Source organism: Faecalibacterium sp. I2-3-92 (genome assembly GCF_023347315.1).
GTDB classification, from domain to species: Bacteria; Bacillota; Clostridia; order Oscillospirales; family Ruminococcaceae; genus Faecalibacterium; species Faecalibacterium duncaniae.
The window spans coordinates 2,019,617-2,032,184 of sequence record NZ_CP094470.1; the positions used below are offsets into that span (position 1 = coordinate 2,019,617).

The following is a 12,568-nucleotide window of genomic DNA, read 5'->3' on the forward strand; positions in this document are numbered from 1 at the left end:
TTTTCTTTTACCATGGTTCGGCAGTTACCTTTCATATCTGTTCAACACAGATTTATTCATACTTTTTTTCCAACGACATATATCGGAAGAAGTGTGCTGCACAGTATAATTACTAAGAAAACATACTTTCCAATATTTTTCCATGCAACTACTGCGATGCTGCTTGCCATGAGATTAAGAAGGGGTATCAAAATCATATTCAGACAGAAGGACAACCGGAGAACCTGCACAATATGCGGCCAGTTATGATTATTAAAAGTAATTCCCGGAACATGCATACGAATCGGACCGTCATAGAAAACATTCACGCTGTTTTCATCATAAAGCCTTGAAAGTTTTGTCCGCACAAGGCAGCAAAAATACGCACCGCATACTGCACACATCAGCACAAATGTTATCAAGGAATCCATACAGGGCTTTTCCATTGTATAGTTCAAAAACGTGCTGATGCCACATATCAAAAGCGAGATTCCGTAAATGATAATCCAGTTACTTTTAACGTGATATGCTCTTTCAGGTGCTTCGTCCGCATAATTGATTGCCGTCTTAACAATGTCCTCAACTTTGTCGGGATTCAGAATGTCATTGTTCGGCAATCTCTCACACATCAAAAGCTCTGTGACGGAAACATCCAACAGATTTGCCAGAGGAATCAATAAAACGGTATCCGGTAGACTAACTCCCCGCTCCCATTTTGAAACTGCTTTATCCGTAACATTTAGCTTTTGTGCAAGTTCCAGTTGTGTCCACCCCCTTTCCTTTCTTAATTCCGAGATGAACGTACCAAATTTTTGACTATCCATGTCGATTGTCCTTTCTCTTGAACTGTCTCAATCCATATCACGTTTTCCGATTTATTTCCACCTACGATTTGTAGAGTCCTTCATTTACTTCTCTACTTTCTGTTTACTTTAAGAAAATGATCGTAACAGCGTCCATGTTTTCGCTCGCCACTTTTCCAATGGATTATGACAGTTTTAGCGAGAGATTATCCATATTGATTATGTGTAGTGTACCACGAACCAACAAAAATATCGGATGTCACTAATGCTGTAAAGGAGCGTGATGCCATTGACCCAACCCAAAACCGACCTTGCCTATCTCCGCAGCGAAAAAGCCAAAGCAGAGCAGAAGCTGCGCGCTTGTCAGCACCGGGAGAAAATCCTTGAACGCAGGATGTCGGAGCTGAACCGGAGAGAGCGTGTGCATCGTCTTTGCACCCGTGCCGGAATGCTGGAAAGCTTTCTAGTCTGTCCGGGAGAACTGACCGACGATCAGGTGATGGAGCTTCTGAAAATCTCGTTCCGTCAACCGGAAGTCGTGCTGGCGCTTGCAAAGATGGTGCATGACGTTCACGAACGCAGCAACGTCCAAAACCCTTTAGAATAAAGGGCGCAATTATACACCGTTCCGGTGAAATTGTGGTCTTGCAGACGGCTTGATGAAATCGAAGCTGGCGTTTGTGCGCCAGCCCGATTCCATCCCAAGGAAAACTGCATTTTCCTTGCGCTGCTTTGCAGCTATCCTTTTGCGGCTCCCGCCTAAGACCGAAGCGCACAGCACTCCGTTCCAAGGCGGCGAGCACAACCGAATACGATTCCAGACCGTTCAACAAGAGCCATCTTGCTGGGCGGTCTTTTTGTTTGGAGGTGATTCCGATTCCGTGTCCGCACTTCAAAATCACCATCGTCAAACGCAGCCAAGGGCAGTCCGCTGTTGCCGGGGCCGCTTACCAGAGCGGCGAACGGCTGTTCAGCGAGTACGACCAAAAAACGAAATTCTACAACAAGAAGAAAGAACTTGTCCACGCTGAGATCATGCTGCCGTCCCATGCGCCGCCCGGATATGCAGACCGGGCGACCCTCTGGAACGCCGTGGAAGCCGTGGAGAACCAGTGGAACTCCCAGCTTGCCCGGCGCATCGTGCTGGCGTTTCCGGTGGAAGTCCCGAAAGAGCGGTATCTGTCCATGATAAAAGAGTTTTGTCAGGAGCAGTTTGTTTCCAAGGGCATGATTGCCGATTTTGCCATCCACGACAAGGGAGATGGCAACCCACACGCCCACATTCTGCTGACGCTCCGGGCAATGGATGAACACGGCAGGTGGCTTCCAAAAGCCCGAAAGGTTTACGACCTTGACGAGAACGGCGAGCGCATTCAACTCCCCTCCGGGAACTGGAAGTGCCACAAGGAAAACACGGTGGACTGGAACGACCAGAAGTACGCCGAGGTCTGGCGGCATAGCTGGGAAACCATCACCAACCGCTATCTGGAAGCTGCTGGCAGACCGGAACGTGTTGACCTGCGCTCCTTTGAGCGGCAGGGCATCCAGCAGATACCGACCGTGCATCTCGGTCCCGCCGCACACCAGATGGAAAAGCGTGGAGTGGAAACTTTTCTCGGCAACCTGAACCGGGATATTCGAGCTGCCAATAGCCTGATGCAGTCCATCCGCAGTGCGATTCGTGGGCTGCAACGCTGGATCGCAGACCTGAATGAAAAGAAACAGCTTCTTCTGGACGCTCTGGAAAAGGCGAAGGAACCCACGCTTTCTGATTTGCTGGTGGACTACTTCAACCTTCGCAATGAGCAGCGCAGCGATTGGTCTGGCAAGGCAAAACTGAAATGCACCGTTCGGGACTTCGAGGAAGTCAAGCAGACGGTGGACTACCTGAAAGCCCATTCCCTGAACACCATCGAGGATTTGGACACCGCCATCTCACATTTGAACCAGACCACCGCCCCTCTCCGCAGACAGTTGAAACAGAACGAAAACCGTATGCGGGCAATCGCCCAGATCAAGGATGCTGCCGCCGTCCATGCCAAGCTGAAACCTATCCACGACACCTTTATCAAGAAGAACTTCAAGCTGACCAAGGACGCTTATGCCGCCCAGCACAAAGAGGAGTTGGACACCTTTAATAAAGCCGTCCGCACCCTGATGAAGCTGAACGGCAGCACAGCGGTGGATTTTTCGGCATTGGATGCCGAATTTTCTGCGCTGCAATCCGGCAGCGCAGAACTGCGTACCAAACTGGAAACCTTGCAGCCGGATGTCTCTGCCCTGAAAAATATCCGCAAGTATATCGACATGGTGCTGAATAAGCAGCAGCTTTCCGCACCGGGCGGCAAGACCCCGGAAAAGGAATCGGTGCTGAAACAGCTGGAGCAGCTTCAGCAGAAAAAGTCCAACTACAAAACGATTTCCACCACCCCAAACCGCGAAGAATCGCTCTAAACGATCTTTCTGTCACCGATATGCCGTTGCAATCAGTGGCAGAAGTACATAATTCATTTGTTTTTTTGCCGGCTTTTGGCTATTCTCGCTGGCTAGTGAGTAGAGGCGTACTTTTAAGGCAGAAATTTTCTCCAACACCCCCCATTTTAGGCCACTTTTTCTGTTAATAGTAGAAGCGCCTCTTTGAAAGCCGGTCATTTGTGACCTTTTTGTTAATTCTCAAAAAGATGGTTGTCTTTGGGCTGTTTTCGTTGCCTATCTATTGAGAGGATTTTTTCAAAAGCGGAGATTTGGTCTCAAGAATTACAATTCAATTACAAGTTTCTCACCAATGCTACGAAACAGGCGTTCTCGATGCCTACCAAGTGTAGGGCATCTTTTTCAAGACCATTCTCGGACTATTATGACGTTTTGTTTACAAAATTGCTTGCAATGCTACGAAATGGCCTTTTTCATCGGCTACCAAGTAGAAGGATGTTTTTCGTCCGTCAAAGTCCAGAAATCTTCCATATGTTCCTTGACAAGTGAATAGTTCAATCGTCCGGTACTTCACAAAAGGTACTTCTGTAACTCGCAGCCCGGTCATAACGAAGACGGGGTGGCTGAAATGCCAATGGTGCGGTGCAAGCCCGCCGCCGGACGATTCCCCACTCCTAGGGAAGTCGAGGACCAATATGGGAGACCTTGACTTATTAACGCAGTTGAGCACTTGTTTCGTGCTTTTCTGCGACTGGAGAATTGGAACCCACCAATTCTCGTTACATACTCTTTGTTCCTGATTTCTGCTTCAGCTGGAGGTGATCAACATTTCAGAATATCTTACCACGCAAACTCTGCTGCCGCCGTTTCTCCCATACCCACGCTTCCTTTTGGAACTTGACCTGAGCCAGACTGCAAAAATGACTTATGTGCTGCTGCTCGACCGTGCCACGCTCTCGCAGAAAAATCTCTGGATAGATGAACGTGGTTTCGTGTTTGTCATTTTTACGATTTGCTCTTTGGCTGAGCAGCTAGGGCGCAGCACTGTCAGTGTTTCCAGTGCGCTTAAGGAATTGGACGCTGCGGGATTGATTGAGCGCAGACGAACGCGGTTTTCTTCGCCCAATCACATCTTTGTGAAAATTCCAAATGTTGAATAGTTCTGCGTTTTTCACGATTCAAGAACCGCCAAAATCACGATTCTGTGATGCAGATTCTTAATGGCATCCGCAAAAGATATTTTTCCTATGCAGTATAGCAGCCTTTAAGACTGTATCAAAGAAAACTTTCACCTAACCAACGTAATAAAACAAAAAGAGAAAAACGAATAGAATCCATCCATTCCTTTCCGTATTTGCACCACATGAATGAGGAGGTCTGCCCTTGAACAAAGAAAAATCTGAGAAGAAGCCCACCACACGCAAACGTGCGCCGAGAAGTCCGAAGTCCGTGCGCCTGATCGTGGAACGCCATTATATCGGCAATGTGCCGATGAATACGCTTTTTCAGCGGCTTGCGGAAGAAGAAATTCGTAAAACTGCCGAATCGTATCTCGCCGCTGGCTAATTGGACGTTTTACTGCGGAAAAGGGCTTGCATCATCACGCAGCATCCGCTACAATGTGATTGATGAGGTCTCTTTTCCATTATGGAGGTACACATGGAAAAGGACAAAAAAGTAACTGCTTTATACTGCCGGCTGTCAAAAGATGACGGTTCAAACAGCGAAAGCCTGAGCATCCGCACTCAAAAGGCGATGCTTATGGAGTATGCCACACGCAACGGTTTCGGGAATTGCCAGTACTATGTTGATGATGGTTACAGCGGTACGAACTCTGACCGCCCTGCCTTTCAGGAACTTCTGGATGATATCCGGGAAGGAAAGGTGGCAACAGTCATTACCAAAGACCAGTCCCGACTTGGACGCAACCACATCGAAACCGGAACGTATATGGAAATCTTCTTTCCTGAACACGGTGTCCGCTATATTGCAATCAACGATGGTTATGATTCCAACGAGCAATCTCAGATGGATATTGCCCCGTTCCGAAACATCATCAATGAAATGTACGCCAAAGACACTTCCCGAAAAATCAAGAGTGCCCTTCGGACACGCAAGAAAAGCGGAAAGTATATCTCCAGCGGCGCACCGTTTGGCTACCAGAAAGACCCTGCCGACCACAATCACCTTGTGATCGACCCGAACACCGCCCCCGTTGTTGAGTATATCTATTCAATGGCAGAGGAAGGGCTGGGGCTTCACCGCATCGCCAAGCGGCTCCACGATGAAAAAGTCTTGAAGCCGTGTTACTACAAGAAAGAGATGTTTGGCCGCTTTATTGATGATGAAAAGATGTATGATTGGGACAGTGCCTATATCAGTCAGGTTCTGCACAGCCCAGTCTACGCCGGACACATCATCTACGAAGCCAAGCCCACCGTGTCCATGAAATCCAAAAAGCGGCGTTATATTCCGTTTGAAGAACGCGCTATCGTTCCGAATACACATGAAGCAATCATCCCACAAGACCGCTGGGAAAACGTGCAGCGAATCCTTTACAGCCGTTCCGGTTGTTTTATGTGTGATAAGACCGACTACGACAATATCTTCAAGGGCATCGTCCGCTGTGCAGACTGCGGCAGAACGATGTTAGTCAAGGTCGAGCACAGGCGCAAACGTAACAGTGTTCTGGATCAGACCTTTTATTGTTGCAGCACTTATCGGAAATATGGTGCGAAAGCCTGTGACTCTCATAATTTGGAAGCCCGTGTTCTGCATGAAGCTGTCTTTGCGGACATTCAGGCACACGCAAAGGCCGCTGTGAGCAATCGGGAAGCCCTTGTGAAGAAGATTGCAAATCAGATGCACCTCCGGGTGTCCTCTGACCGGGCGCAGCACAAACGGGATTTGAAGCAGTGTAAAGCACGAATCGCAGAAATCGAAGACCTGTATGCAAAACTTTATGAGGACGTATCAAAGGGACTTCTCCCGGAGAAACGTTTTCAAATGCTTGCAGATCGCTACGACAAAGAACAGGCTGAACTGACCGAGAAGATTGAGCAGTACGAGCGGGAAGGCCGTGCTGAACACGATCAGCTGGACAAGATTCAGGATTTTATTGATGAAGTCAGCAAGTACGCTGGCATCACCGAACTGAACTATAAGATTCTGCATCAGCTGATTGACAAGATTCTGGTATCCAAAGCGGAAAAGGTCGATGGCGAATACGTCCAGAAAATCCAGATTTTCTACCGCTTTATCGGCCCATTGGATGCCATCGAGTAACAATGTCAGAAAAGTCACCTCCGAGAACTATCCTACAGATGCAGGGCGTGAGGGCGAACTGATTTTCCGACTGGTTTACCATCAGTGCGGCTGCAAAAAGCCGGTGGAACGGCTTTGGATTTCATCAATGGAGGACAGTGCTATCCGGGAAGGCTTTCAGAAGCTCAGACCGGGAACAGAATATGATGCCTTATATGAGGCGGCTTTATGCCGGGAGCGAGCCGACTGGATGGTCGGTATCAATGCGTCCCGGCTTTTTTCGTGTCTGTACAACCAGCCCTTGGCAGTGGGGCGTGTTATGACCCCGGTGCTTGCTATGACGGTACTGCAGGAAGCCGCCATCGCTGCCTTTGTGCCAGAGAAATTCTACACGGTTTCCCTGACCCTTGCAGACGGCGGCACCGCATCCAGCAAGCGGTTTGCACAGAAAGCGGATGCGGAACTGTTGCTTTCCAAATGCCGAAAGGAGAAGCGTGTCACGGTGCAGAAGATGGAGCGCAAGGAAAAATCCGAAAGCCCGCCGCAACTCTATGACCTTACCGCATTGCAGCGGGATGCAAACCGTCTGCTGGGATTTACGGCACAGCAGACCTTGGATTATGCCCAAAGTCTTTACGAAAAACGTCTCATCACCTACCCCCGCACGGACAGCCGATTTTTGACGGAAGATATGGCGGCATCCCTGCCGGGGCTGGTGACGGATACGGGCAAGGCGTTTGCTGTGGAAGAGCCGCTTCCCATCCATGTGCAGCAAGTCATCAACGGCAGCAAGGTCACCGACCATCATGCGCTGCTGCCCACGAAAAGCATGGCAAACGCAGACCTTGCCGCCCTCCCTGCCGGGGAGCGGAACGTCCTGCGGCTGATTGCCGCACGGCTGCTCTGTGCCGTAGGTGAGCCGCACCGCTATGCGGAAACCACACTCACCACCATCTGCGCCGGGGAGGAGTTCTCCGCAAAGGGCAAGGTGGTGCTGTCCGAGGGATGGAAAACTGTGGAACGGAAAATGCTGGGGGATCTGCTTGGCAAGCAGAAAGAAGCGGTTGTTCTGCCGGATGTGAAGGAGCAGAGCCAGTGCAGCGTTGCCGGTGCCGAACTGAAAGAGGGTCAAACGTCCCCGCCGAAACCCTACACGGAAGATACTCTCCTGTCAGCTATGCAGGCAGCGGGTGCAGACAGTATGCCGGAGGGCGTGGAGCGTCAGGGTGTCGGTACTCCGGCAACCAGAGCAGCCACCATTGAAAAGCTGGTGCAGAAGGGCTTTCTGGAGCGCAAGGGTACCAAGAAAACCAAGGTGCTGCTGCCCACCGACAAAGGCAAAGCCCTCATCACTGTGATGCCCGAAGAAATCCAGTCTGCGGATATGACAGCTGACTGGGAAACAAAGCTGCTGCAAATCGAACGTGGCGAAATGGAGCCGAGCGAATTTATGACCGAGATCAATACGATGATTACCGAACTGGTAAAGAACACGGAAATGAAAAAAGGAGCGAATGCACTTATGAAAAGCAAGATTATTGGTGTCTGCCCGAACTGTGGTAAGCCTGTCGTGGAGCGTGAAAAAGGCTGGTTCTGCGAGAACCGGGAGTGCCGTTTTGTCCTGTGGAAGGACAATGCGTTCTTCAAGCGTCTGGGCAAGCGGCTGGACGCTCATGTGGCGGACAAGCTGCTGCGGGATGGTCGTGTCCGCTTGAAGGACTGCAAGAGTGCCAAGGGCAAGACCTACAATGCCACCGTGCTGCTGTCCTGTGAAGCCGATGGCCGCAGCAAGTTTTCTCTGGAATTTGAAGGTGGGTGCTGATGGAGCAGAAAAAAGAAGCGGTCTACCTTATCAACGATGAACGCTATCTCCACCTCCGGGAAAACGGTGTAGGCGTCGGCTTTGCCACCTACAACAAGGTAACTGGTGAGCCGCTGGAAAGCGGGCAGATCTCGGAAAAGAACCTGCCGCCCGATGGCAGGAACGCCATTTCTGCCGCCCGGAACTGGTATCTGTTTGAACTTTCGGACGATGACCGCAAGGTCATCCAACAGGAAAGCGTAAAGATCCTCGAAAACATCCCGCAAGCTGGTATCGGCAGACGGCGCATCTGGGAGCCTGAAACGCTGCCGAAGGATATTCGTCTCATCAACAGCCACTATGATGACCTCTATCGCATTCCAGATGGCGGCGTGATTCAGGTGGATTACCCGGATGGGCGCAGTTTTACGGCACGGGTGGAGCATCTGGATGATTACCACTTTGACGTGGGCGGTTTGGGCAATGTGTTCCACATCTGCCAGTTTGCCGAGGTCATGGAACGAAACCATGCCGACTTCTACCCGGAAATTCAGACACAAGACGAGCAGGCTGCATGGGAACTGGGCGGCAAAGGCTACCTTGCCATCCAGTCCTGTGAGGATGGATGGGACTACACTCTCTACCACAGCGATTATTCTGTGATGGACGGTGGGCAGTTGGATGCCCCGGAACTGACCATTCAGGAAGCCCGTGAGCAGATTCTGGAAGCGCACCACATGGAAAAGGGGCGGCGGCTGTTGCAGGACTACGATGCCGTCATGAATAAAGTTGCGGAAGCCGAGGAACTGAGTGCAGACCATCGCCCTTCCACACTGGAAAAGCTGGCAGCACTGGCAAGTGATACGTCTGCGCCAAAATCCTCTGCACGTTCTGCGCCAGAACTGTGAGGTGGACGATGCAGCAAAAATGGAACCAGAATTTTGACGGCGAACCCATGGCGGACATCCCGCAGAAATTTCTGAACGCAGGGTGCGATGTTTATATGGTGATGCAGCTGCGGCATGACGAAAAAATCCTTGATGAAAGATTTGCTTCTATGCGGGAGTTGAATCGTCGAGGCAAAACGCCCGACCCGGAGCATTACGAGGTCACCTACTATGCTGATTTGCCCGCCATGTGGCAGGATGTGCCGAACAACGAGATTTTGGAAGAACTGTTTCAGGTGTTCAACCTCTCCCGTCCGCAGGATTTTGAGGGGCATAGCCTGTCGGTCAGCGATGTGATTGCACTCAAACGCAATGGCGAGGTGTCTGTGCATTATGTGGACAGCATCGGCTTCAAAGATTTACAGGGGTTTCTGGACAAGCAGCCGGAACGTGCTTCGGTTCTGATGAATCTCAGGGAAAAGTGCGATGCCCCGGAGTGCAACCCCATCGTCTGCCGGAAAGTGAGGGATGCGCATGAACTTTAACCATGAGGAACTGATGCTGATGATGCTCTACAACACCGGCACCCGGCTGGGGCTCATTCACGAACTGCGGCTCATGCAGTGCTACCTGATGCCGGACGAGACCGCTCTGCGGGAACTATCGGTGGTGGTTATCGAAAAGCTGAAACTGCTGACCGATGCAGAGTTTGCCGAGCTGGAATTTCCACTGGACTGACTTTTGCCGCCTGCGGGCGGCGTACATAAAGTATTTTGTTCTTCCAAAAGATATGCTATAATCAAATTAGACAAAATTCCTCTCTTCAAGCGATTTCTCCGCAATTTTCCTGTGGCTCTGCTCGTATCAAAAATAAGGGACTGAATTTTAATTGTCAGAACGGAGGAACCATTATGGCAATCTTTGAAAAGACCATCTGAAACAAAAACTTTGACAAGCTGCTTCGGAAGCTGGAACAAGAAATCCCGGACAGCAGTTGGTCGGCAGATTTAGAGGCAGGCAGTGATTTCAAAGAGGGCGATGCCCGGTGCAGTGTCCGTGTATTTGAACGGTACAGCATGATGGGCGGCAACCGCCTGAGTCTGACACTGACCCTGTTCCAGAATGGAGACAGTCCGATCCGGCTGTCTGCCATCACCGCAGGAGGCAGTCAAGCGGTGTTCTTCAAGGTGAACACCCTCGGTGAAGAATCTTTTCTGGACGATGTAAAGGACCTGATGGAAGAAATTTTGGAGAAGTAAAATGTTTTTTGGATGGTTTGACGCTATATTCAGCTTCATTTTCCCAATCCTGTTCCTGCTTTTTATTGGAATGTTTTTCTTTGCTCTAATTTCAAATCTCCGCACATGGAACAAAAACAACCACTCGCCGCGGCTTACCGTTCCGGCAACAGTGGTAGCAAAGCGCACCGATGTTTCGCATTCCAGCAGTGCCAATGCCGGCGATATGTCCGGTGCGCACGGATACGACACTAGCACATTTACATCGTACTATGTGACTTTTCAGGTGGAGAGCGGCGACCGCATGGAATTTGAAGTGGACGGAAGCGATTATGGTCTGCTCATGCAGGGCGACATCGGAAAGCTGAGTTTTCAGGGCACCCGCTATCTTGGGTTTGAGCGGAGCTAAGTGTTTCTTACATTATATAGTATGGAGTGCTGTATGAACGATTTGTTTATCCAAGGGCTGACCATCGACTGGAACAGAGTTCGCCCATACAATTATGTTCGTCAGATTCCTGCCATCAGTGGAATCGACACTTTTACATTCCATAAGCCCATTACGTTCTTTGTTGGCGAAAATGGAAGTGGAAAATCTACGCTTCTGGAAGCAATCGCTGTTGCTTACGGCTTCAACGCAGAGGGTGGAACGAAGAACTATTCATTTTCCACATACAACTCCCATTCGGAACTATGTGAGGCTATGACGATTTCCAAGGGGTATCGCAGACCAAAGTTCGGGTATTTTCTCCGAGCAGAGAGTTTCTATAATGTAGCCACCAAGGAAATCGACTATTCCGATGACGATCATCCCTCCAAAGGCTATCACCAAAAATCACACGGTGAAAGTTTCCTCGCCATTGCGCAGGACTACATGGGTGCAGATGGAGTCTATATTTTTGACGAGCCGGAAGCCGCTTTATCCCCGCAGCGGCAGCTCACGTTACTGATCAACATTTATCGGTGTGCCCAAGAAGGGGCGCAATTCATTATCGTATCACATTCACCCATTCTCCTCGGAATGCCTGATGCTGAGATTTTTAGCTTCGACAATGGCACGATTCATCCTTGTCAGTATGAAGATACGGACAGCTACGTTATCATCAAAACATTTGTAAATAATCGGCAGCATTTTTTGAACCAGCTTCTGAACGAAGAAACGTAATGCCGGGAAAGGACATTCCATATGAGTGATTCTACGTTGAAAGAGCTTTGGCAGCAGGTCGCTGAAAAGAAAAGCTGCGAAGCAAAACAGAAAGAACTGACCGCCCAGAGAGATACGCTTGCTGATCGCCTGAAAAAGCTGGAAAAATCCAAGCTGGCAGAGCAGGCTGATGTGGACCGTCTGGAGGGACACAGCCTTGCCGCATTTTTCTATCAAGTGATTGGAAAAATGGATGAAAAGCTGGACAAAGAACGGCAGGAAGCCTATGCAGCCCGTGTCAAGTACGATGCGGCTCTCCATGATCTTTCTTCCGTTGATGCCGACTTGGAGCAGATTCAAAATAGACTGGAACGGCTGTCCGATTGCGAAAGGCAGTATCAAGCTGCTCTTTCCGAAAAAATCAAAAGCATCAAAGTTTCTGCCCACCCTGCCGCACAGCAGGTTGCGGAAAGTGAAAGTCGCATTGCCGCGCTGAAAGTCCAAAAGCGGGAGCTGCTAGAGGCCATCAACGCCGGAAAGACTGCCCTGCATACGGTCAACGAAGTTCTGGAAACCCTCGACAATGCCGAGGGCTGGAGTACATGGGACGTAATGGGTGGTGGTCTGGGGGTGGATCTCGCCAAGTATGCGGAACTGGACGATGCGCAGGAACAAATCGAACAGCTTCAAGTGGAACTGCGGCGGTTCAAAACTGAGCTTGCCGATGTTGAGATCACCGCAGACCTTCAGGTCACGGTAGACAGCTTTCTGAAATTTGCAGATTTCTTCTTTGACGGCCTCTTTGCAGACTGGGCAGTTCTGGATCACATCAATCAGGCACAGAGCAGAGTGGAGAATACCAAGGATCAAATCAAGAGAGTCCTTGCACTTCTGAAAAAGATGCGCGAAGATGTTGATGTCCAAATCGCTGATGAAAAAGAGAAGCAGGAGCAGCTTGCAGTGGAAACTGAGCTGTAAGTTTGAAGCATCCACTTATGTGATATGACTCGATAAAACCG

Annotated in this window: 14 protein-coding genes; 13 read left to right on the plus strand and 1 reads right to left on the minus strand. The window is 49.9% G+C overall.

Translation table 11 applies throughout. From position 1 onward, the window contains the following. Positions 1-56: 56 nt before the first annotated feature. The gene (locus MTP42_RS09930) at positions 57-803 is read right to left on the minus strand and encodes a helix-turn-helix domain-containing protein (protein ID WP_249257220.1); all 747 of its coding nucleotides are present in this window, start codon (positions 801-803) and stop codon (positions 57-59) included. Positions 804-1,071: 268 nt separating this feature from the next. On the opposite strand from MTP42_RS09930, the gene MTP42_RS09935 reads away from it, so the two are divergent. The 13 genes from MTP42_RS09935 to MTP42_RS09995 all read left to right on the plus strand — a co-directional run bounded on the left by MTP42_RS09935 (position 1,072) and on the right by MTP42_RS09995 (position 12,527). Further along, the gene (locus MTP42_RS09935; protein WP_442899435.1) at positions 1,072-1,389 is read left to right on the plus strand and encodes a DUF3847 domain-containing protein; all 318 of its coding nucleotides are present in this window, start codon (positions 1,072-1,074) and stop codon (positions 1,387-1,389) included. Between the two features lie 269 nt (positions 1,390-1,658). After that, the gene (gene mobQ / locus MTP42_RS09940) at positions 1,659-3,236 is read left to right on the plus strand and encodes a MobQ family relaxase (RefSeq protein WP_330221143.1); all 1,578 of its coding nucleotides are present in this window, start codon (positions 1,659-1,661) and stop codon (positions 3,234-3,236) included. 797 nt (positions 3,237-4,033) lie between these two features. Then, positions 4,034-4,375, plus strand: coding sequence for a replication initiator protein A (locus MTP42_RS09945; RefSeq protein WP_097786354.1), 342 nt, complete (start codon positions 4,034-4,036; stop codon positions 4,373-4,375). A 223-nt stretch (positions 4,376-4,598) separates the two neighbouring features. Next, positions 4,599-4,781 carry a hypothetical protein gene (locus tag MTP42_RS09950; RefSeq protein WP_005924684.1) on the plus strand — a complete coding sequence of 61 codons (183 nt, stop codon included), beginning with the start codon at positions 4,599-4,601 and terminating at the stop codon, positions 4,779-4,781. A 93-nt stretch (positions 4,782-4,874) separates the two neighbouring features. Further along, positions 4,875-6,500 (plus strand): recombinase family protein, encoded by a 1,626-nt coding sequence (locus tag MTP42_RS09955; protein ID WP_243136148.1) that lies wholly within the window; start codon positions 4,875-4,877, stop codon positions 6,498-6,500. Further along, complete coding sequence (locus MTP42_RS09960; protein WP_249257221.1) at positions 6,487-8,301, plus strand: DNA topoisomerase; 1,815 nt, start codon at positions 6,487-6,489, stop codon at positions 8,299-8,301. Before MTP42_RS09955 ends, MTP42_RS09960 begins: the two co-directional genes overlap by 14 nt. After that, positions 8,301-9,188 carry an LPD16 domain-containing protein gene (locus MTP42_RS09965; protein WP_249257222.1) on the plus strand — a complete coding sequence of 296 codons (888 nt, stop codon included), beginning with the start codon at positions 8,301-8,303 and terminating at the stop codon, positions 9,186-9,188. Before MTP42_RS09960 ends, MTP42_RS09965 begins: the two co-directional genes overlap by 1 nt. 8 nt (positions 9,189-9,196) lie before the next feature. Continuing rightward, positions 9,197-9,712 (plus strand): YodL domain-containing protein, encoded by a 516-nt coding sequence (locus MTP42_RS09970; protein WP_249257223.1) that lies wholly within the window; start codon positions 9,197-9,199, stop codon positions 9,710-9,712. Then, on the plus strand, positions 9,702-9,905 hold the full coding sequence (locus MTP42_RS09975; RefSeq protein ID WP_044954185.1) for a transposon-transfer assisting family protein: 204 nt from the start codon (positions 9,702-9,704) through the stop codon (positions 9,903-9,905). Before MTP42_RS09970 ends, MTP42_RS09975 begins: the two co-directional genes overlap by 11 nt. Positions 9,906-10,123: 218 nt before the next feature. Next, entirely contained in the window at positions 10,124-10,426 is a 303-nt protein-coding gene (locus MTP42_RS09980; protein ID WP_249258317.1) for a DUF6054 family protein, read from the plus strand. 1 nt (position 10,427) lies between these two features. Beyond that, positions 10,428-10,814: a DUF2500 domain-containing protein gene (locus MTP42_RS09985; protein ID WP_005945560.1), complete on the plus strand. Its 387-nt coding sequence runs from the start codon at positions 10,428-10,430 to the stop codon at positions 10,812-10,814. A 33-nt stretch (positions 10,815-10,847) separates the two neighbouring features. Continuing rightward, positions 10,848-11,570 (plus strand): AAA family ATPase, encoded by a 723-nt coding sequence (locus MTP42_RS09990; protein WP_249257224.1) that lies wholly within the window; start codon positions 10,848-10,850, stop codon positions 11,568-11,570. A gap of 21 nt (positions 11,571-11,591) precedes the next feature. Then, on the plus strand, positions 11,592-12,527 hold the full coding sequence (locus MTP42_RS09995; RefSeq protein WP_097800158.1) for a hypothetical protein: 936 nt from the start codon (positions 11,592-11,594) through the stop codon (positions 12,525-12,527). Positions 12,528-12,568 lie beyond the last annotated feature (41 nt).

Coding starts and splice junctions, on each gene's coding strand:
- MTP42_RS09985 (WP_005945560.1), top strand. CDS start 10,428: ATGTTTTTTGGATGGTTTGACGCTATATTCAGCTTCATTTTCCCAATC.
- MTP42_RS09975 (WP_044954185.1), top strand. CDS start 9,702: ATGAACTTTAACCATGAGGAACTGATGCTGATGATGCTCTACAACACC.
- MTP42_RS09970 (WP_249257223.1), top strand. CDS start 9,197: ATGCAGCAAAAATGGAACCAGAATTTTGACGGCGAACCCATGGCGGAC.
- MTP42_RS09995 (WP_097800158.1), top strand. CDS start 11,592: ATGAGTGATTCTACGTTGAAAGAGCTTTGGCAGCAGGTCGCTGAAAAG.
- MTP42_RS09960 (WP_249257221.1), top strand. CDS start 6,487: ATGCCATCGAGTAACAATGTCAGAAAAGTCACCTCCGAGAACTATCCT.
- MTP42_RS09990 (WP_249257224.1), top strand. CDS start 10,848: ATGAACGATTTGTTTATCCAAGGGCTGACCATCGACTGGAACAGAGTT.
- MTP42_RS09955 (WP_243136148.1), top strand. CDS start 4,875: ATGGAAAAGGACAAAAAAGTAACTGCTTTATACTGCCGGCTGTCAAAA.
- MTP42_RS09965 (WP_249257222.1), top strand. CDS start 8,301: ATGGAGCAGAAAAAAGAAGCGGTCTACCTTATCAACGATGAACGCTAT.
- MTP42_RS09930 (WP_249257220.1), bottom strand. CDS start 803: ATGGATAGTCAAAAATTTGGTACGTTCATCTCGGAATTAAGAAAGGAA.